Source organism: Pseudomonas putida (genome assembly GCA_029953615.1).
GTDB lineage: Bacteria > Pseudomonadota > Gammaproteobacteria > Pseudomonadales > Pseudomonadaceae > Aquipseudomonas.
The window spans coordinates 3,258,203-3,278,825 of sequence record CP124529.1 but is presented as its reverse complement, the minus strand read 5'-3'; the positions used below and the strand labels follow the sequence as shown (position 1 = coordinate 3,278,825).

The following is a 20,623-nucleotide window of genomic DNA, read 5'->3' as shown; positions in this document are numbered from 1 at the left end:
AGAGCCGGTGCCATGCAGCGCGTCGAAGCCTTCGCGGGCGCGCCCGCTCCCACAGGGGCCCACGCATTCCCTGGCACTGTGCAAAATGACTAAAGCCCGACCCAAACAGGCCGATAACCGGTTATCCCCTGTTCCCCACGAAGGTCACCATGGCCACGCAAAATGCTCGCGCGGACTCGCTGTCCCTGCTGCTGTTCACCCTGCGCAGCGGCAAGTTGATGGCAATCAACCTGCTCAAGGTCAGCGAGATCATCCCCTGCCCAGCGCTGACCAAACTGCCCGAATCGCACCCCCACGTGAAAGGCGTGGCGACCCTGCGCGGCAACTCGCTGTCAGTCATCGACCTGTCCCGCGCCATCGGCGAACGGCCGCTGGCCGATCCGGATGGTGGCTGCCTGATCGTCACCGAGATCAGCCGCTCGCGCCAGGGCCTGCATGTGCAGGCGGTCAGCCGCATCGTGCATTGCCTGAGCACCGACATCAAACCACCACCCTACGGCTCGGGCAACCGCTCGTTCATCACCGGCGTAACCCGGGTCGACAACACCCTGGTGCAAGTACTGGACATCGAAAAAGTCATCCACGCCATCGCTCCCCCGGTGCCCGAGCCGTCTCACCACACCCTGAACGACGAAGACATCAGCCTGCTGGCCGCCGCCAACATCCTGGTGGTGGACGATAGCCTGGTGGCCCTGCAGCAGTCAGTGCACACCCTGCGCAACCTCGGCATCGAATGCCACACTGCGCGCAGCGCCAAGGACGCCATCAACGTGTTGCTGGAACTGCAAGGCACCGCGCAGGAAATCAACGTGGTCGTTTCCGACATCGAAATGAGCGAAATGGACGGCTACGCCTTCACCCGCACCCTGCGCGAAACCCCCGACTTCCAGCACCTGTACATACTGCTCCATACCTCGCTGGACAGCGCCATGAGCGGAGAAAAGGCGACCCAGGCCGGAGCCAATGCCATCCTCACCAAGTTCTCCTCGCCGGAGCTGACCGATTGTCTGGTGGTGGCGGCGCGCGCCGTGGCGTTCGCCGAGCGCTGATATATTCGGAGACAAACTCCCCGGCTTGCCGCCGGGGGCGAGTCGGGCATAATTCGCGCCCCTCGCAAGTAATTTGCCGGAATCGCGTATGAAGTTTCTCAGTTCTATCCTGTTCACTTGCGCCCTCGTCAGCGGTATCGCCCAGGCCTCCAGCAGCCAGGCCTGGAACGAGCAGCGCCAGCAGATGCTCAAGGCTTGCCTGGCCGCCAGCCAGTTCAAGGACGCCCACGCCCGCAGCAAGCCCGCCGAGTTCGATGACCAGGTGGGCATGAGCGCCCTGCTGATCGAAGGCGTCTACCCACAGAAACACATGCAGCATCGCACCGGTACCGAACTGTGCCTGTACGACCGCCAGCACCAGCGTGCCTTCGTCAGCGAATGGAGTCCGGAAGCCAAGTGACCGACAACCTGCGTTTCGCCTGTACCGGCTGCGGCAAGTGCTGCACCGGCCACCACGTGCCCTTGACCCTGGCCGAGGCGCGTCGCTGGGCGGACAACGCCGGCCAGGTGGTGGTGCTGATCGAAGCCTTCGTGGTAGACGGGCCTGGCATGCCGGTAGAACAACGTGATCATGTGCTGCGTCGTTCCCATCCCGTGCCCTGCGGCGACAGCGAGGCACGTGTATCGGTGACTTTTGCCGCGTTCAACCCCGGGCGCTGCCGCAACCTCGACGACAACGACCTGTGTACCATCTACGACCAACGGCCGCTGGTCTGTCGCATCTACCCGGTGGAAATCAACCCGCATATCCCGCTGCGGCCAGACAGCAAGGACTGCCCGCCGCAAGCCTGGCAGCAGGGGCCGGAGCTGATTCACGGCACGCAACTGGTCGATGCCGGGCTAGAGGCGCTGGTGCAGGCCTCGCGCCAGGCCGACCGCGATGACATCGCCGCCAAGGTAGCGGTGTGCCAGGCGCTGGGGATGACCACCAGTGCGCTCAAGGGCAACGGGTTTACTGCCTATCTGCCGGACATGGGGGCGTTTGCTGCAGCTTTGGCGCAGGTTCCGGAGAATGCCCGGGCGCAGTGGACCCTGCATGTGGAGGATGAGGCGCTGGTGACGAGCTTGCAGGAACATGGATTGCGCACCACCAACGAGCCCCCGGTGTATTACGCCTTTATCAGCTTCTAGCTATGCCTTTGCAAGGCAACTGCCTTGCTAAGGAACCAAAGCCTGCCGCGTCCCCTGTGGGAGCGGGCGTGCCCGCGAACACCGGCGCAGCCGGTGCCATCCACCGCGTTGTATTCTTCGCGGGCATGCCCGCTCCCACAGGGGTCGCCGTTCGCATGCCACGAAACTGACAGTGCTGTCAGCCAGCGGTCACGCTGCCGACCCGGTTCGGGGACTATAAAGTTGACTACAGCCCTCTTTCCTCACCAATGGCCAAGGTGCCCGCACCGATGCGACGTCCGTCCCGCCCTGTCATCCTCGCCGCCCTGGCACTCCTGGTCCTGGCGGTAGCGGGCATCTGGTTCGGCCAGCGCCAGCCAGCACCTGCCGCCCGCGCGCAAACCGCCGTCCCGGTGCGCGTGGTCAGTGTTGTCCAGCAGAACGTGCCGCACTATGCCAGCGCCATCGGTTCGGTGCTGTCGCTGCACAGCGTCGAGGTGCGCCCGCAAGTGGAGGGGGTACTGACCCAGGTGCTGGTCAAGGAAGGCCAGTGGGTGAAGGAAGGGGACCTGCTGGCCACCCTCGACGACCGAGCCATCCGCGCCAGCCTCGATCAGACTCGTGCCGAACTCGGCCAGAGCCAGGCGCAGATCCAGGTCGCCAATGTCGACCTGCAGCGCTACCGCCTGTTGAGTACCGACAACGGCGTGTCGAAGCAGACCCTCGACCAGCAGCAGGCCTTGGTCAACCGCCTGCAAGCCACGGTAAAGGGCAACCAGGCGGCCATCGCCAATGCCGAGGTGCAGCTTTCGTACACGCAAATCCGCTCGCCAGTTACCGGCCGGGTGGGAATCCGCAATGTCGACACCGGCAACCTGGTGCGTACCAGCGATACCCGCAGCCTGTTCAGCGTTACCCAGATCGACCCGATCGCCGTCGAATTCGCGCTGCCGCAGCAAATGCTGCCGACCCTGCAGAGCCTGCTGAAGGCGCCCACCCCGGCACCGGTGCAGGCCTACATGGACGCCGACGGCGAACGCAGCCTGTTAGGCGAAGGCCACCTGGCACTGATCGACAACCAGATTTCCGCCACCACCGGCACCGTTCGGGTAAAAGCCGAGTTCGACAACAAGGACGGCCGCCTGTGGCCGGGCCAACTGGTCACCATCCGCCTGCTTACTGCCGTGGAAGAAAACGCCCTGGTGGTGCCGCCGCCGGTGGTACAGCGCGGTGTCGACGGGCACTTCGTCTACCGCCTGGACGGTGACAAGGTCACCAGTGTACCGGTCAAGGTGCTATACCAGGACAGCGGGCAAACCATCATTGCCGGGGTCAAGCCGGGCGAGCGCCTGGTGCTCGACGGCCAGTCGCGGCTCAAGCCGGGTTCACGGGTCGAAGTGGCCCCCGACGCCCCCGCTCCTTCGGAAATGGCCGACCGCCGGAGCCAGCCATGAACACGCGCAACGGTGTTTCGGCCTGGTGCATCGACCACCCCATCGCGACCTTGCTGCTGACCTTCGCCCTGGTGCTGCTGGGGGCCATCGCCTTCCCTCGCCTGCCGGTGGCCCCTCTGCCGGAAGCCGACTTCCCGACCATCCAGGTCACCGCCCAGCTGCCCGGCGCCAGCCCGGAAACCATGGCTTCGTCGGTAGCCACGCCGCTGGAGGTGCAAGTTCAGCGCCATCCCCGGCATGACCCAGATGACCAGCAGCAGCGCGCTGGGCTCGACCACCCTGATCCTGCAGTTCACGCTCGACAAGAACATCGACACTGCCGCCCAGGAGGTGCAGGCGGCAATCAACACCGCCACTGCGCGCCTGCCGCAAGACCTGCCCAACCCGCCGACCTGGCGCAAGGTCAACCCGGCCGACAGCCCAGTGCTGGTGATGACCGTCAGCTCCAGCCAGATGCCCGGCAACGACCTCAGCGACTACGCCGAAACCCTGCTGGCGCGCCAGCTGAGCCAGATCGAAGGGGTGGGCCTGATCAACATCACCGGGCAACTGCGCCCGGCGATCCGCGTGCAGGCGCAACCCGAGAAGCTGGCAGCCATCGGCCTGACCCTGGCCGACCTGCGCCAGGCCATCCAGCAGACCAGCCTGAACCTGGCAAAGGGAGCGCTGTACGGCGAGCACAGCGTGTCGACCATCGCCGCCAACGACCAGTTGTTTCACCCCGACGACTACGCCCAGCTGATCGTCTCCTACCGTGACGGTGCGCCGGTGCACCTGAGGGACGTGGCCAAGGTGATCGACGGCGCCGAGAACGCCTACGTCAAAGCCTGGTCCGGCGACCAGCCAGGGCTGAACCTGGTGATCTTCCGCCAGCCCGGCGCCAACATCGTCGATACCGTGGACCGGGTAATGGCCGCCCTGCCAAAGCTGCAGCAGATGCTGCCAGCTTCGGTCGAAGTGTCGGTGCTTCAGGACCGCACCCAGACCATCCGTGCTTCGCTGCATGAAGTGGAGCTGACCCTGATGATCGCCGTGGCCCTGGTGATCGGGGTGATGGCGCTGTTCCTGCGCCAGTGGTCGGCGACCCTGGTGGTGTCCAGCGTACTCGGCGTGTCGCTGATCGCCAGCTGCGCGCTGATGTACGTTTTCGGCTTCAGCCTGAACAACCTGACCCTGGTGGCCATCGTCATCTCGGTGGGCTTCGTGGTCGACGATGCCATCGTCGTGGTGGAAAACATCCACCGTCACCTGGAGGCCGGCGACGACAGCCGCACGGCAGCGCTCAAGGGCGCCGGGGAAATCGGCTTCACCGTGGTGTCGATCAGCTTCTCGCTGATCGCCGCGTTCATCCCGCTGTTGTTCATGGGCGGCGTGGTCGGCCGGCTGTTCAAGGAGTTCGCCCTTACCGCCACGTCCACCATCCTGATTTCGGTGGTGGTTTCGCTGACCCTGGCGCCAACCCTGTGCGCATTGTTCATGCGCCGCCCGCCCAGTGAGCACAAGGATGGCTTCGGCGAACGGCTGGTCAGGTGGTACGAAAAGGGCCTGGACCGCGCCCTCGCCCACCAGCGTTTGACCCTCGGCGTCTTTGGCGTGACGCTGGCACTGGCGGTGCTCGGTTACATGGCCATTCCCAAGGGCTTTTTTCCGCTGCAGGACACTGGCTTCATTCTCGGCACCAGCGAGGCAGCGGCGGATGTGTCCTACCCCTCGATGATCGAGAAGCACCAGGCGTTGGCAAAAATCATCGGTGCCGACCCGGCAGTGCGCGCGTTCTCGCACTCGGTGGGCGTCACCGGCAGCAACCAGACCATCGCCAACGGCCGCTTCTGGATCGCCCTGAAACCGCGTGGCGAACGCGATGTCTCCGCCAGCGAACTGATCGACCGGCTGCGGCCCAAGCTGGCCCAGGTGCCGGGCATTGTCCTGTACATGCGTGCCGGCCAGGACATCAACCTCAGCTCCGGCCCGTCGCGCACCCAGTACCAGTACGTACTCAAGAGCAACGACGGCATGGCACTGAACCTGTGGACCCAACGCCTGACCGAGCGCCTGCGGGAAAACCCGGCGTTCCGCGACCTGTCCAACGACCTGCAACTGGGCGCCAGCGTCACCCGCATCGATATCGACCGCCAGGCCGCGGCACGTTTCGGCCTGACCACCACCGACGTCGACCAGGCGTTGTACGACGCCTTCGGCCAGCGGCAGATCAGTGAATTCCAGACCGAGACCAACCAGTACAAGGTGATCCTCGAATTGGATGCCCGCCAGCGCGGCAAGGCCGAAAGCCTCAACTTGTTCTACCTGCGCTCGCCATTGACCAACGAGATGGTGCCGCTGTCGGCAGTGGCCCATGTGGCGCCGCCCAGTACCGGGCCGCTGTCGATCAGCCACGACGGCCTGTTCCCGGCGGCCAACCTGTCGTTCAACCTGGCCCCTGGCGTGGCCTTGGGCGATGCAGTGACCATCCTCGAGCGCACCCAGCGCGAGCTGGGCATGCCCGATTCCATCAGCGGCAACTTCCAGGGCGCGGCCCAGGCCTTCCAGAGCTCGCTGTCGAGCCAGCCGTGGCTGATCCTGGCTGCGCTGGTGGCGGTGTACATCATTCTCGGCGTGCTGTACGAAAGCTTCGTCCACCCGCTGACGATCATCTCCACCCTGCCCTCGGCCGGCCTTGGCGCGCTGATTCTGCTGTGGGCCATGGGCCAGGACTTCAGCATCATGGGGCTGATCGGCGTGGTGCTGCTGATCGGCATCGTCAAGAAAAACGGCATCCTGCTGATCGACTTCGCCCTCGAAGCCCAACGCCGCCAGGGCCTGACCCCGCAGCAGGCGATCCACCAGGCCTGCCTGACGCGCTTCCGCCCGATCATCATGACTACCCTGGCCGCCTTGCTCGGCGCGCTGCCGCTGATGTTCGGCTTCGGCACCGGTGCGGAACTGCGCCAGCCACTGGGCATCGCTGTGGTTGGCGGCCTGCTGGTGAGCCAGGCGCTGACGCTGTTCACCACCCCGGTCATATACTTGGCCCTGGAGCGCCTGTTCCACCGCCGCCAGGCCGCCCGTGTGGCGGCGCCCAGTGCCAGTTAGGACAAGACCATGCGTGTGCTGATCATCGAAGACGAAGAAAAAACCGCCGACTACCTGCACCGCGGCCTCAGCGAGCAGGGCTTTACCGTCGACCTGGCGCGGGACGGCATCGATGGCCTGCACCTGGCCCTGGAAGGTGATTACGCGGTGATCGTGCTGGATGTGATGCTGCCGGGCCTGGACGGTTATGGCGTGCTGCGCGCCCTGCGCACGCGCAAGCAGACGCCAGTGATCATGCTGACCGCCCGCGAACGGGTCGAAGACCGTATCCATGGCCTGCGCGAGGGTGCCGATGACTACCTGGGCAAGCCGTTCTCCTTCCTCGAACTGGTCGCCCGCCTGCACGCCCTGACCCGCCGTAGCAGCAACCATGAACCGCTGCAGGTGCAGGTGGGGGACCTGAACATCGACCTGATGGCGCGCAAGGTAACGCGCGCGGGCCAGCGCCTGGAGCTGACGGCCAAAGAATTCTCGCTGCTCAGCGTGCTGGCCCGACGGCAGGGCGAAATCCTGTCGAAAACGGCGATTGCCGAGCTGGTCTGGGACATCAATTTCGACAGCGATGCCAATGTCGTCGAAGTGGCGATCAAGCGCCTGCGCGCCAAGCTCGATGGGCCATTCGACAACAAGTTGCTGCACACCATCCGAGGCATGGGCTATGTCCTGGAAAACCGTGCGGGGTAATTCCATCGCACTGCGCCTGTCGGTACTGTTCATCCTGGTGGCGCTGGGCGTGTTCCTGCTGATCGGCTCGGCACTGTACCGCCAGGTCGACCGCAGCCTCGACTTGCTGCCGCAGGCCGAGCTGGATGCACGTTTCAGCGTGCTCGAATCTACCCTCAACCGCTTCGGCACCCCGGAGCACTGGGTCAAGATCAACAACAAGCTCAACCTGCTCAGCGAGGAGGACAAGCGCATCCGCTTCTGGGTAGTCAGCAGCGACCCGGCCTACGAATACGGCCACCCCAGCGAGCTGGTCCGCGCCTTCGCCGAAGGCCCGCAGGGCATGCGTGACCTGCGCCTGCCCGACCGCCTCTACCCTTACAAGGTGCTGGTCAGCGAGCTGCCGGCACTGGGCGAGCGACCGCCGCTGCGCTTTCTGATCGGCATCGACACCGAAACCTTCTGGCAGGCCCAGCACAGCCTGCTGGTGGCGATTGTCGGGCTGGCGGTGCTCGGCGTGCTGCTGGCCTCGCTGCTAGGTTACTGGGTGGCACGCATCGGCCTGCGCCCGTTGCTGGCGTTGTCCAACGAGGCCCAGGCGCTGGCCCCGCCACGCCTGGACGGGCGCCTGCAAACTGAGGACCTGGCACCGGAGCTGGCCCAATTCGCTGGCGCCTTCAATGCCGCACTGGACCGGGTCAGCCAGGCCTATACACGGCTCGAAGCCTTCAACGCCGACGTCGCCCACGAATTGCGCTCGCCACTGACCAACCTGATCGGCCAGACCCAGGTGGCACTGACCCGCGGGCGCAGCGCCGAGCACTACTTCGAAGTGCTGCAATCGAACCTTGAGGAACTGGAGCGCCTGCGCAGTATCATCAACGACATGCTGTTCCTGGCCAGCGCCGACCAAGGCAGCAAAGCCACCGCCCTGACCCAGGCTTCGCTGGCCGAGGAAGTAGCAACCACCCTCGACTACCTGGACTATATCCTGGAAGACGCGCAGGTCAGCGTAAGCGTGCACGGCGATGCCCAGGCGCCCATCGAAAAGGCGCAACTGCGCCGGGCGCTGATCAACCTGCTGAACAACGCCGTGCAGCACACTGCACCGCACCAGGTGATCGAGGTGCAGATCGCTGCCGGGCCGGAGCAGGTCAGTATCGCCGTGAGCAACCCGGGGCCGGCGATCGACGATGCGCACCTGCCGTTGCTGTTCGAACGCTTCTACCGGGTGGATGCGGCACGCAGCAACAGTGGGGGCGGTAACCATGGGTTGGGGTTGGCGATCGTCAAGGCGATTGCGCTGATGCATGGTGGGGAGGTGTTTGTGCGTAGTGGAGCGGGGCTCAATACTTTCGGCATCCAGTTGCCGATCCTGAGGGCTACGCGGTCCTTGTAGATACTCTGTTGGCGGTCAAGCTTTTCTGAGGTGTTCAGAGCTGAAAAGCTTGGCCGTATCAAATGGCTCATCCCCGCGCATACATGCCCAGATGCCTGTCAGGTACTTGCGCATGACAGCAGCGATAGCCTGCATTTTCTTCTTGCCCCTGTTGACCAACGACTCGTAAAAAGCCTTCGCATAAGGGTCGCAGCGCACTGCGGTCAAGGCAGGCATGTACATGGCTGCCCGTAGATAAGCATTCCCACTTTTGCCGAGTCTGCCGGGCTTATCAATGCTCGTTCCCGATTGGGTCTGTCGAACATCGAGACCCGCGTGGCGAGCTACCTGCGAGGACTTGAGCATTTGAGGAAGGATGGTCAGTTCAGCCAATGCCGCAAGTGCAGAGACTTCTCCCATCCCAGGCCCTGCGAGCAGCTGCTTGTACTGCCGAGTAAGCGTCGGACACTGGGCGACCAGCTCGCGGCCCGCCTTACGAAAGCGCTCAATTCGATTATCCAGTGAAGCAATCGCTTCCTCCTGATCCTCGATCAGCATCGACACGGTTGTAGCGGTCGCCTGCAATGCATGCAGTTCGTTCTTCGCCCTTGTACGATGCCCCACCAAACGATTGATGTGTCGCCCCAGAGCCCTCAGTTCAAGCTGCACAAGGCTTGGAGGTGTCCACAAGCGCGGTGTCATACGCTCGCCGTACTCGGACAGCAGTTGAGCATCTATTGCATCGGTCTTGCTGTTCACCAGCATCAGTTTGGCGAAATTGTGGAAGCTCTTGGGGTTGATCACGGATACAGGGAGGTCAGCCGCATGTAGCTCAAGGGCCAAGTCCAGGTAATAGATTCCGGTCGCCTCCATCACGATCGACTTGGGTTTGAGTGCCAGCAGCTTTTTCACCGCAGCCTTACGGCCTGCAGGGGTTTGAGCGATATCCCACTGTCCGGCCGGACGCCCATCTTTACGCACCCCAACGACCGAAGTACGTGAGCCGATATCGACGCCAACCCAGACACTCATTCCTTCCCTCTCCCAAGCGAGTTAGGTAACAATGGCCTCCGGTTCCCCGACCTCGAACTTCATGCTGCTGCAACCTTGTAATGCGAAGTCCGACTTGTCGGCTTCTCGATACTCTTCGCAGTGGGCAATGAGGCGGGGGCCTCTCTACATACAAGGTCAGGGGCAATACCTGCCTTCAGGAGCGATCGGCCTCCCCGGAAGTGCTTCTTCAGCCCGACGAGAATAACCTCTCCCGCTAGGCCAGACACAACATACAAGGAGCGGCCTTGTGTCGCGATGGGGCGCGCAGCGGCCCTAAATTCTGTGAAATAGCATCAATAGCCGGGGCTGCTGCGCAGCCCATCGCGACACAAGGCCGCTCCTACAGGGACCGTGTCTAGCACAAGGGTTTGCGGCGAAAGTCCAATTGCTTTTCCAGCGATAATTACCTTTTACGCAACAGTGCTTATCGCACTTCGCTCTGTTTCAAGTGCATTGAAAGGACTAACTTTACCCCTGTCCTCATTAGCACTTGCACCGCAAGAAGGTAGTTTCAAATGTCCAACAGTATGGGTATTGCCAGCGTCTTCGTCCTGTCTTCCCTGTTGTTGTCGCCCCTGGCCATGGCCGAAGAATCCAATGCTTTCGTCACCCGTAATGCCGAGTTCGCCGCGGTCCACCAGGAGGCCCGCGAAGCCGTAGCCGCACACCAGGCCGACACCGCAAAAGATGCAAACCAGACAGCCTCCAAGGTTTCTGTCGATGCCAATGCCGACAGCTGATCAAACACTGTCGCTGCTCCCGTTTTCCCTTGGCTACGCCATGGGCACCACAGGTGCCGATATGTTAGCCTTTTAAAGCCGCTGCCGATCAGCGGCTTTTTTTATGTGCTTTAACTATCAGCCCAGCTGTAACGTCTCCCTATAAAAAAGATGCACATTCGAAAATAACAACTGCCCCACCGCCACACCAGAGGAGCTAGTACCGGTGCCTTCCGCGTTTCGTTTTACCCCGCTGTTCCTTGCGTTGACTGCAACGATCCCTTTCGCCGCCCAGGCAGATGAAGACAAGGCTGATGGCTTCATCGAAGGCTCGTCCTTCAACCTGCATTTGCGTAATGCCTACTTCAACCGCGACAACCACAACGCTGGCGTGCGCGACACCCGCGAGTGGGGCCAGGGCGCGGTTGCACGCTTCGAATCGGGCTACACCCCGGGCGTGGTCGGCTTTGGCCTGGACGCCCACGCCATGCTGGGCCTGAAACTCGACGGCGGTGGCGGCCATGCCGGCACCAGCATCCTGCCCGAGCACATCAAGGACGACGGTGAGCTGGGCGCTGCCCCGCACGCGTTCTCCACTGCAGGTGCCGCAGTCAAGCTCAAGGCGTTCGACACCGAGCTGAAAGCCGGTGACCTGTTCCTGACCAACCCGGTGATCGCCGGCGGCGAATCCCGCATGCTGCCGCAGACCTTCCGTGGCGTGAGCCTGACCAATACCAGCATCGAGGGCCTGCTGCTCGAAGGCGGCCAGGTGAGCTTCACCAAGCCGTACAACCAGAGCGGCCACCGTCGCATCGACACTTACTACGGCTCGCTGGACGAGCATGACAAGAGCAAGCACCTGAACTGGGCCGGCGCGTCATGGAGCGGGACTCCGAACATAACCGCCAACCTGTATGCGGCCGAGCTGAAGGACATCTGGAACCAGTATTACGCCGACTTCGACTACACCTACGTGGTCAACGACCTGGTCAGCCTGAACCCTGGCGTGCACTTCTATCACACCCAGGACACCGGCCAGGCACTGCTGGGCAAGATCGACAACAACACCTACAGCGTGCACTTCACCGTCAACGCCGGGTACCACAGCGTCACCGCCGCCTACCAGCGGGTCAATGGCAACACGCCGTTCGACTACATCAACCTGGGCGACAGCATCTACCTGGACAACTCGCGCATGTACTCGGACTTCAATGCGCCGAACGAGCGTTCTTGGAAGCTGCAGTACAACTATGACTTTGCCGGTGTGGGCATCCCTGGCCTGACCACGGCGCTGTCGTACTCGCGCGGTGAAGCCGACCTGACCAAGGCCAGCCAGGACACCACCCACTACGACTACTACCGTGCCGATGGCAAGAACGCCATGCACTGGGAACGCGACCTGGACGTGAAGTACGTGTTCCAGGAGGGCGACCTGAAGGACCTGTCGGTGCTGGTGCGCTATGCCACCCACCGTGGCAGCCAGGGTTACGCGTCGATCGACAGCAACAGCGACAACGATGAACTGCGCGTGATCGTGGATTACCCGTTGAACGTGTTCTGATCCCGGACCGCAAGCTAGAGATCCAACCTGTGGGAGCGGGCGTGCCCGCGAACACCGGCGAAGCCGGTGCCATGCACCGCGGCGCTTGCTTCGCGGGCATGCCCGCTCCCACAAGGTTCGCGGTCAGTCCAGAATGAGGTATACCGCGATTCCGTCGGACAAATCTTGTTCGACAATCCCCGCTTCCCTAGAATGTCGCCGCCGCGAACGGCCCTGCCCACGCAGTAGCGAGCATGACCCCCCGATCACCGCGTTTCGCACTCTACAGGTCGCACCCCGAGCTGATCCTCAACCTGGGCAGTTGCCTTGCCGTGCTCGCCATCGTGGCCATCGTCAGCTACCTGCTGGCGCACGAGCGCGATAACGTCGAGCTCGCGGCGCTCCGCTCGTCCAACAATATCGTCCAGTTGATCGAAAGCGACATCCTGCGCAACGTCGAACTCTACGACCAGTCGCTGCAGAGCCTGATCTGGGCGGTCGGGCGCAAGGAACTGCCGGAAATTCCCGGCCCGGTGCGCCAACGCTTGCTATTCAATGAAGCCTTCGTCGACCGCAAACGCGGTGACGTGCTGTGGCTGGACAAGCACGGCAACGTCGTGGGCGATTCCACTAGCAGCGTGCCACGCAAAGCCAACCTCGCCGATACCGGGGTATTCCAGGCGCACGTGCACAATGCCAACCTCGGTTTACTGGTCGGCCCGCCGTTCAAGGCCAGGCTCGGCGACCTGGACTGGTGCATCAGTTTCAGCAGGCGCATCTCCGGGCCCAATGGCGAGTTCAATGGTCTGGCCGCCGGTGCGCTGCGCCTGTCTTACTTCAGCGACCTGTTCCGGCGCCTGGATATCGGTGATGACAGCAGCATCAGCCTGTTCAATACCGACGGTCAGCTGCTTACCCGCCAGCCATCACGGCCACAGGATCCGCTCATAGGAACCAACTACGCCAATCGCGCCAATTTCAAGCGCATACTCAACGACCAGAGCGGTAGTTTCACCGCCCGCTCTGGCAGCAGTGCCAAGCTGCGCATGTATACCTTTGCCCGCGTCCCCCAGCTGCCACTGATCGTGCTGGTGGCTCACTCCGCCGACGAGGTGTTCCAGTCCTGGCGCCGCACGGCGACCGTCGTAAGCGTCGCCACCGGCGTACTGTGCGCAGGAATACTCTGGCTGACGCTGTTGCTGGGGCGCGAGTTGCGCCGCCGCCACGAGGCTGAACAGTGCCTGGCGAGCCTGGCCGCTACCGACAGCCTGACCGGCCTGGCCAACCGCCGCCACCTGGACCAGGTACTGCGCCAGGAATGGGCCCGCTCCCAGCGCAACCGCAAGCCGCTGGCGGTGCTGATGGTGGATGTGGACCATTTCAAGGCGTTCAACCAGCGCCATGGTCACGCCGGTGGCGACCATGCCTTGCGCGAAGTGGCCAAGGCCATCGAGGCATGCATCCGTCGCCCCGCGGATCTGGCGGCACGCTATGGGGGTGAGGAATTTCAGGTAGTGCTGCCGGAAACCGACCTGGCCGGTGCGCAGCTGCTGGCCGAGCGCATCCGCGCCAGCGTCGAGGCGCTGGCCCCGTTCGCCGACGATGCCCATTCGGTCACGGTGAGCATCGGCATCGGCCTGTCGGGCACCCAGCACGACCTGGCGAGGGTGCTGGGTGCTGCAGATGAAGCGCTCTACCGGGCCAAGGCCAAAGGCCGCAACCGGGTAGAGGGGCCTGCCGACTAGCTGTGAGCGCGGGCGGCGTTGCGCAGGGCCCTTACCTGGTCATGGTTGCGCTGCACGCCTTGCAGCTGTTTTTCCACCAGGCTGTAGGTCTGGTCGCTGGCAGTGCGGCCCAGCTTCACCAGTTTCTCACGGGCTTCCTTGTAGGCCTTGAGGGCATGGTCCTCGCCTCGCTCCACCTCGTTCAGCACCGCTTCCTCATCCTTGCCGGTTACCATCGCCTTGAGGTTGACCCAACCCCGATGCAGGTCACCGCTGATGCTGGTGGAAGTTTCCGGGTCGCCACCCAGGCGGCGCACCTCGCTCTGCAATTCACCGGCAGCATTGGCACACTCACCGGCACGTTGCACGAAGAACGCTTTCAGTTCGGGGTTCTTCACATCATCGGCCGAGGCCTTGAAGCCTTTCTCGCCATCCTTGCTGTACTCGATCAGGTCGTTGAGCACATCGATCACGTCTTTGTTGGGATTGCTCATGGCACAAACTCCTTGGCAGGTGATAGTCACCTGTAAGAGAGCAGCGTTCGTGCCAACCGGCGCCAATCAATAAAATTCTTTGGAATCAGCTAGATACCGTTATCAGGTTGGCGCTGGAACCCGGCGTTCTGCATGATTGCCGCTTGGGCCTTCGTGCAGATTGCAGTATGGTCGGCGCTTTTCCGCAGCCAGGTGCGCCGATGATGAAGCCGGAAACCCTCGAACTGCTGGTGACCCGCACCATGCCGTTTGGCAAGTATCAGGGACGAATCATTGCCGACCTGCCGGGGGATTACCTGGCCTGGTTTGCGCGCAAAGGTTTCCCCGCGGGGGAATTGGGCGGCTTGCTGGCGCTGATGCACGAGGTCGACCACAACGGGCTGGGCGATCTGTTGGTGCCGTTGCGGCAGAAGCATCGGCGGTGACCTGTTCCGGCCTCTTCGCGGGCATGCCCGCTCCCACAGGTACTGCATGATCCTGAGGTTTGCAGTGCCCCTGTGGGAGCGGGCGTGCCCGCGAAGAGGCCAGTAATGCCTACAGAAGTCGCTAGCCCTTCACCGGCGCCACCGCCAACTCCACCCGCTCGCTCTTCTTGATCACCGCATACACCACCGCCGTCAGCAAGCTGCCCGCCACGATCGCCAACAGGTACAGCAGCGCATGGTTGATCGCATTGGGGATCAGCAACACGAACAGCCCGCCATGCGGCGCCATCAGCTTGCAGCCGAAATACATCGACAAAGCCCCGGTCAATGCCCCACCGGCCACGCTGGCCGGGATTACCCGCAGCGGATCCTTGGCGGCAAACGGGATTGCCCCTTCGGAGATGAAGCACAGCCCCAGCGCCAGGGCCGCCTTGCCCGCTTCACGCTCGCTCTGGGCAAACTTGCGTCGGGCCAGAATGCTGGCGATACCCAGGCCGATCGGCGGCACCATGCCGGCTGCCATGGTCGCCGCCATCGGCGCATAGCTCGACGAAGCCAACAGCCCCACCGAGAAGGCATAGGCAGCCTTGTTGATCGGCCCACCCAGGTCGACACACATCATGCCGCCCAGCAACAGGCCCAGCAGGATGGCGTTGGTGGTGCCCATGCTGTCGAGAAAGTGGGTGAGGCCTTCCAGCATCGCCGCCACCGGCTGGCCGACCACGTAAATCATCACCAGGCCGGTGAACAGGCTGGCCAGCAGTGGGATGATCAAGATCGGCTTGAGTGCCTCCAGGCTGCTGGGCAGGCGCGCCCAGCGGGCAATGGCCTTGGCGCTGTAACCGGCGAGGAAGCCGGCGACGATACCACCGATGAAACCGGCACCCAGGGTGCTGGCCAGCAAACCACCGATCATGCCGGGCGCCAGCCCCGGTCGGTCAGCGATGGACCAGGCGATATAGCCCGCCAGCAGCGGCACCATCAACTTGAACGCAGCTTCGCCGCCGATCTGCATCAACGCGGCCGGCAACGTGCCCGCCTCTTTATAGGCCTCGATACCGAACACGAACGACAGGGCAATCAGCAGGCCGCCAGCCACCACCATCGGAAGCATGAACGACACGCCGGTGAGCAGGTGCTTGTATACCCCGGCCTTCTCGCCCTTTGCCGGCGTGGTTGCCGCTGCGGCATCGCCGTTGTTTTCCACCCTGCCTTCGGCCAGGGCCTTGTCGAGGGTGGCACGAGCCTGCTTGAGTGCGATACCCGTGCCACAACGGTAGATGCGCTTGCCGGCGAAACGCGCAGTGGGCACTTCGATGTCGGCGGCCAGTAGCACTACATCGGCTGCGGCGATGGCTTCGGCAGACAAGGGATTGCGCGCACCGACCGATCCCTGGGTTTCGACGGTGAGCTGGTAGCCCAGTTGCTGCGCTGCCTGCTGCAAGGCTTCCGCGGCCATGAAGGTATGCGCAACGCCCGTCGGGCAAGCCGTGACAGCAACGATGCGGGCGCCAGCGCCGCCAGCCTCGGCCGGGCTGCCTGGCACTGTGGCCAGCAGCCGGGCGTTGGAAGCCGCTTCATCAAGGAATCCTTCGCGGTCGGCCAAAGCCTGGGATGGCGTGCTCTGGTACCACGCGCTTGCCGACGAAACGCCCCAGATCCACCGGGCCGGTGCTGACCACCAGCACCCAGTCGGCCTCGGCGATCTGCGTGGCGCTCAGTTGCCGCTCGGGGTGGCCGGCGACCTGCACTTCGACGCTGGTACTCCAGCCCCGCCGCTGGGCTGCGGCGGACAGCAAGCGCGCGCTCAGCACGCTCGACACCTGGCCGTTGGGGCAGGCAGTGACAATGGCAATGTTCATCGGCAACCCTCTTGTTGTTCTGTCAGTTGCACACCGGCTTCCAGACGCGCCAGTTGCTCGCGGTCACGAATGCCGAAACCAACCTGGGTAACAGCCTGTGCAGCGATCGCGGTGGCGCGGGTCAAGGTCCGCGCCGGGGCCTCGCCCAACAGCAAACCGTGGACCATGCCGGCCACCAGCGAATCACCTGCGCCTACCGTGCTGGCAACCTGTACCTTGGGTGGGCAAGCATGTAAGGCACGGTTTTGGGTAAACCAGCTGACGCCCTGTTCGCCCGCCGACACCACCACGTGTTCTACGCCACTGGCCAGCAGGCGCTCGGCAGCGGCGCGCTGCTGCGCCGGGTTATCCACAGCCAGGCCAAGCACCTCGCCCAGCTCTTCGGTATTGGGCTTGACCAGCCAGGGCGAGCTCTGCAGGCCGACACGCAGGGCTTCGCCGCTGCTGTCCAGGGCCACCTTGAGGCCTAGCGACTTGAGCTGTTCGAGCAACTGGCGGAACCAGTCGGCACTGATCCCGCGCGGCAGGCTACCAGCCACCACCACCGCATCGTGACCCGGGGCAATCTGTGCCAGGCGGCGCAGCAATGCACTGCGTGCCGCTTCGTCGACTTCCGGACCTTGGCCGTTGATGTCGGTGACACGGCCATCGGCCTCGACCAGCTTGATGTTGCTGCGGGTTTCCCCCGGTACGCGGACAAAGCAGTCGACGAAACCGCGCCAGTCGATCAGCGCCTCGAAGGGTTGCAGGTTATCGCGCCCCAGGAAGCCGCCAACCGTGACGCTGTGCCCCAGGTCAGCCAGCACCTGGGCGACGTTCAGCCCCTTGCCCGCGGCGTGGCTGTGCTGCTCCTGGCTACGGTTGACCTGCCCGGGGCGCAGGGTATGCAGGCCGATGGTGATGTCCAGCGCCGGGTTCAGGGTGAGGGTGAGGATCTTGGCCATTCAGTAACGCTCCACCAGCGCGCGAACCGCTGCGGCGCTGTCCTGTTGCAGAGCCTCGCGCGCCAGGGCGCGGGCCGTCTGGTAATCGGCCTGGCGAACCAGGGCCTTGACTTCGGCAATGCTGCGCGCGGCAACGCTGAGCTCGTCCACATCCAGGCCCAGCAGCACGGCCACTGCCTGCGGGTCGGCCGCAAGCTCGCCGCACACACCCACCCACTTGCCATGGGCATGCGCTGCGCGCACGGTCATGTCGATCAGGCTGAGCACCGCCGGGTGCAGGCCGTCGGCCTGGGCCGAGAGGCTGGGGTGGCCACGGTCGATGGCCAGGGTGTACTGGGTCAGGTCGTTGGTGCCGATGCTGAAAAAGTCCACTTCGCGCGCCAGTTGGGGTGCCAGCAGCGCTGCCGAGGGCACTTCGACCATGATGCCCAGTTGCAGGTCGGCTACCGGGATCTCGGCACGCAGGCGCTCGACCATGGCGCGCGCCTCGCGCCATTCGTGCACCTGCCCGACCATCGGGAACATGATGCGCAGCGGGCGCTGGTCGGCAGCGCGCAGCAAGGCCCGCAACTGGTCTTCCATCACCTGCGGACGCTGCAGGGTAAGGCGCACGCCGCGCACGCCGAGGAACGGATTTTCCTCGGCAGCGATCGGCCAGTACGGCAGCGGTTTGTCACCACCGACATCAAGGGTGCGCACCACCAGCGGGCGCCCGTCGAGGCCATCGAGCACGCGGCGGTACTCGGCTTCCTGGGTCGCCACGTCCGGCGCCTGGGGGTGAGCCATGAAAATCAGCTCGGTGCGCAGCAGGCCCACGCCTTCGGCGCCCTGCTCCACTACCTTGGCGATGCCATTGCTCTCGCCAATGTTGGCGAACACCTCGACCGCGTGGCCATCGCGGGTGACCGCCGGCTCGAAGCGGTTGGCCCAGGCGGCCTGCAAGCGTTGCTCGCGCAGGTCGCGCTCGGCCAGGGCCCGTTGCAATTCATCCGCCGGCGGCGCCACGCTGACCACGCCACGCTGGCCATCGAGCAGCAACGGCGTGCCACTGTCCAACAGCAGTATCGACGCACCCGCACCGACCACCGCCGGAATGCCCAGGGCACGGGCGACGATGGCACTGTGGGCGGTGGCGCCGCCCTGGGCGGTGACGATACCGGCGACACGGCTCGGGTCCAGCCGGGCGACATCGGACGGGCCCACTTCGGTCATCACCAGCACGTAGGGTTGCTCGGGTTCAACCTGGGCCGGCACGCCACACAACTGCGCCAGCACGCGGCGGCCGATGTCACGCAGGTCGGCCGCACGCTCGGCGAGCAAGGCATCGTGCAGCGATTCCTGCTGGCGCGCCGCCGCCTCGATCACCGCCATCCACGCTGCCGCGGCACTTTCGCCCTGGCCCAGGCGCTGCTCGACATCGTCGGTCAGGGCCGGGTCGGCGAGCATTTCCTGATGGGTGACGAAGATTTCGCCAATGGCCTTGTCGCTACGCTGGACCAAGGCCTGCAGCTCGCCATTCACGGCCGCCACGGCTTCACGCAGCTTCTGCCGCTCGTGGGTGCAGGACTCGCCGCGCAGGGGGTAGTCGAACTCACGCTCCACACACACATGCGCCGGGCCACTGGCAATACCCGGCGCAGCACCCACACCCTGGATGCGGCTACCGGCTTCGGGCGCTTGCAGCACTTCGACCACATCGCCGGCTACGGCCGCCGTGCTCTGTGGCAGTGGCTCCACCTCTTCGCCGAGGCCCTCTTCGATGGCGGCCAGCAGCACCGGCAAGGCATCGGCGGCGATGCCTGGCTCAGCTACCAGTTCCAGCGCCTGGCCACGTCGGGCGCCTAGGCTGAGCAGCTTGCTCAGGCTCTTTACCGACACCGCCGGCTGAGCGCTGTCGACCAGGCGTACACGGATTTCCCCCTCGAAACCTTTGGCCAGTTGCGCCAATACCTTTGCCGGGCGGGCATGCAGACCGTGCGGGTTGGCCAGTACGACACGCGCGCTGGGCCAGTCCGCAGGCGCCTCACCGCCCAGCACTTCCAGTACCGCACGGCTGCTGGTCGCCTGGTAGAGCATCTGCCCGCGGCCTTCGATCAGCACTTCGCACAGGCGCTCGAGCAAGGCCTGGTGGGCCGCACCGAGGCTGGCCAGGCAGAACAGGCCGTTGAGCGGCTGGTCGCGGTAACGCAGCGGCTGCTGCGGGGTGATGAAGGCCAGGCCCGGCTGGCGAACCTGGCGCTCGCTGTGCAGCCACCACAGGCCCTCACCCAGCGGCAGCGGCTCGGCCTGCTGCAGCAGGGCGGCAAAACCGTTGTCGACGCAGTCGGCACGCTGCAAAAGGCGGGCGCCACGCCAGGCCAGCTCATCGAAGTCTTCGGCCGGCACGTTCAGGCCGACCAGTTGGGCATCCAGCGCCAGTTCCTGTGGCGCGCCCTGCAACAGTTTCAGCAACGCCTCGGCGGAACTGGCGCGGCGCAGTGCTTCGGCCAGGTCGGTCTCGCCCAGGGCGCGGGTAAGCAGTTGCAGCAGGCGCAGGTGCTCGTCGGAGCGGGCGGCAATGCCGATGGCCAGGTAGACCATCTGGCCATCGCCCCAGTCCACACCCTCGGGAAACTGCAACAGGCGTACGCCGGTGGCATACACCAGGTCACGGGTCTGCGGCGTGCCATGGGGGATGGCGATGCCCTGCCCAAGGAAGGTTGAGCCTTGTGCCTCGCGGGCCTGCAGCCCTTGCAGGTATCCGTCGGCGACCAGGCCGTCAGCGAGCAGCCGGTCGGCCAGCAGGCGCAATGCCTCGGCCTTGTCGGCGGCCTTCTGGCCCATGGCTATTTGCTCTTTGGCGAGCTCGAGCATGACCTTCTCCTTTTGCAGTTCCCGGTCGGGTACTGGAGTATTGTTGTGAAATTCACATGAACGGCCAGTTCAACAGCCTTGCACGGATGGCAGCCGAGGCAGAAAATTCGGCAGCTGAAACGATTAATCTGACCAGGCGGCCACGTTACTCGATAATCTGCCGAGGAAAAAGCCCCATCCTGTCGGACAATTGCGACAATGGTCGTCTGCGCGTGGCGCCCGTGCCGGGTCAAACTACCCGGTCCGGCTTCACAGCCAGCCCCGG

The 20,623-nt window shown here is 64.2% G+C and carries 14 protein-coding genes and 2 pseudogenes; 11 read left to right on the top strand and 5 right to left on the bottom strand.

The window, feature by feature from the left end; translation table 11 throughout:
• The first annotated feature begins 149 nt into the window (after positions 1–149).
• The 7 genes and pseudogenes from QIY50_15010 (at position 150) to QIY50_14980 (ending at position 8,765) form a co-directional block, all read left to right on the top strand.
• A complete protein-coding gene (locus tag QIY50_15010; protein WGV18762.1) occupies positions 150–1,049 on the top strand; it encodes a chemotaxis protein in 900 nt (299 codons plus the stop codon).
• 88 nt (positions 1,050–1,137) lie between these two features.
• Positions 1,138–1,449, top strand: a complete 312-nt coding sequence (locus QIY50_15005; protein WGV18761.1) for a hypothetical protein — start codon at positions 1,138–1,140, stop codon at positions 1,447–1,449.
• A complete protein-coding gene (locus QIY50_15000) occupies positions 1,446–2,180 on the top strand; it encodes a YkgJ family cysteine cluster protein (GenBank protein WGV18760.1) in 735 nt (244 codons plus the stop codon). The genes QIY50_15005 and QIY50_15000 overlap by 4 nt, the downstream gene beginning before the upstream one ends.
• A gap of 269 nt (positions 2,181–2,449) precedes the next feature.
• Entirely contained in the window at positions 2,450–3,613 is a 1,164-nt protein-coding gene (locus QIY50_14995; protein ID WGV18759.1) for an efflux RND transporter periplasmic adaptor subunit, read from the top strand.
• Positions 3,610–6,703 (top strand): annotated as a pseudogene (locus QIY50_14990) (multidrug efflux RND transporter permease subunit). Before QIY50_14995 ends, QIY50_14990 begins: the two are co-directional and overlap by 4 nt.
• A gap of 9 nt (positions 6,704–6,712) precedes the next feature.
• On the top strand, positions 6,713–7,387 hold the full coding sequence (locus QIY50_14985) for a heavy metal response regulator transcription factor (GenBank protein WGV18758.1): 675 nt from the start codon (positions 6,713–6,715) through the stop codon (positions 7,385–7,387).
• Positions 7,362–8,765 (top strand): heavy metal sensor histidine kinase, encoded by a 1,404-nt coding sequence (locus tag QIY50_14980; GenBank protein ID WGV18757.1) that lies wholly within the window; start codon positions 7,362–7,364, stop codon positions 8,763–8,765. Before QIY50_14985 ends, QIY50_14980 begins: the two co-directional genes overlap by 26 nt.
• A 15-nt stretch (positions 8,766–8,780) precedes the next feature.
• On the opposite strand, the gene QIY50_14975 is transcribed toward QIY50_14980, so the two are convergent.
• Positions 8,781–9,776 (bottom strand): IS110 family transposase, encoded by a 996-nt coding sequence (locus QIY50_14975; protein ID WGV18756.1) that lies wholly within the window; start codon positions 9,774–9,776, stop codon positions 8,781–8,783.
• A gap of 536 nt (positions 9,777–10,312) precedes the next feature.
• On the opposite strand from QIY50_14975, the gene QIY50_14970 reads away from it, so the two are divergent.
• The 3 genes from QIY50_14970 (at position 10,313) to QIY50_14960 (ending at position 13,801) form a co-directional block, all read left to right on the top strand.
• The gene (locus tag QIY50_14970) at positions 10,313–10,537 is read left to right on the top strand and encodes a hypothetical protein (protein WGV18755.1); all 225 of its coding nucleotides are present in this window, start codon (positions 10,313–10,315) and stop codon (positions 10,535–10,537) included.
• A gap of 205 nt (positions 10,538–10,742) precedes the next feature.
• On the top strand, positions 10,743–12,077 hold the full coding sequence (locus QIY50_14965; protein WGV18754.1) for an OprD family porin: 1,335 nt from the start codon (positions 10,743–10,745) through the stop codon (positions 12,075–12,077).
• 233 nt (positions 12,078–12,310) lie between these two features.
• Complete coding sequence (locus QIY50_14960) at positions 12,311–13,801, top strand: sensor domain-containing diguanylate cyclase (GenBank protein WGV18753.1); 1,491 nt, start codon at positions 12,311–12,313, stop codon at positions 13,799–13,801.
• On the opposite strand, the gene QIY50_14955 is transcribed toward QIY50_14960, so the two are convergent.
• Complete coding sequence (locus tag QIY50_14955; protein ID WGV18752.1) at positions 13,798–14,274, bottom strand: PA2169 family four-helix-bundle protein; 477 nt, start codon at positions 14,272–14,274, stop codon at positions 13,798–13,800. The genes QIY50_14960 and QIY50_14955 overlap by 4 nt on opposite strands.
• A 203-nt stretch (positions 14,275–14,477) precedes the next feature.
• Between QIY50_14955 and QIY50_14950 the strand changes: the two genes are divergently transcribed.
• Positions 14,478–14,699 (top strand): DUF3820 family protein, encoded by a 222-nt coding sequence (locus QIY50_14950; protein WGV18751.1) that lies wholly within the window; start codon positions 14,478–14,480, stop codon positions 14,697–14,699.
• 121 nt (positions 14,700–14,820) lie between these two features.
• Here the strand turns inward: QIY50_14950 and QIY50_14945 are convergent.
• From QIY50_14945 to ptsP, 3 genes and pseudogenes are all read right to left on the bottom strand, one after another.
• Positions 14,821–16,561, bottom strand: a pseudogene (locus tag QIY50_14945) (PTS fructose-like transporter subunit IIB).
• On the bottom strand, positions 16,558–17,505 hold the full coding sequence (pfkB, locus tag QIY50_14940) for a 1-phosphofructokinase (GenBank protein WGV18750.1): 948 nt from the start codon (positions 17,503–17,505) through the stop codon (positions 16,558–16,560). Before pfkB ends, QIY50_14945 begins: the two are co-directional and overlap by 4 nt.
• Positions 17,506–20,358: a phosphoenolpyruvate--protein phosphotransferase gene (ptsP, locus tag QIY50_14935; protein ID WGV18749.1), complete on the bottom strand. Its 2,853-nt coding sequence runs from the start codon at positions 20,356–20,358 to the stop codon at positions 17,506–17,508.
• Between the last annotated feature and the right edge of the window lie 265 nt (positions 20,359–20,623).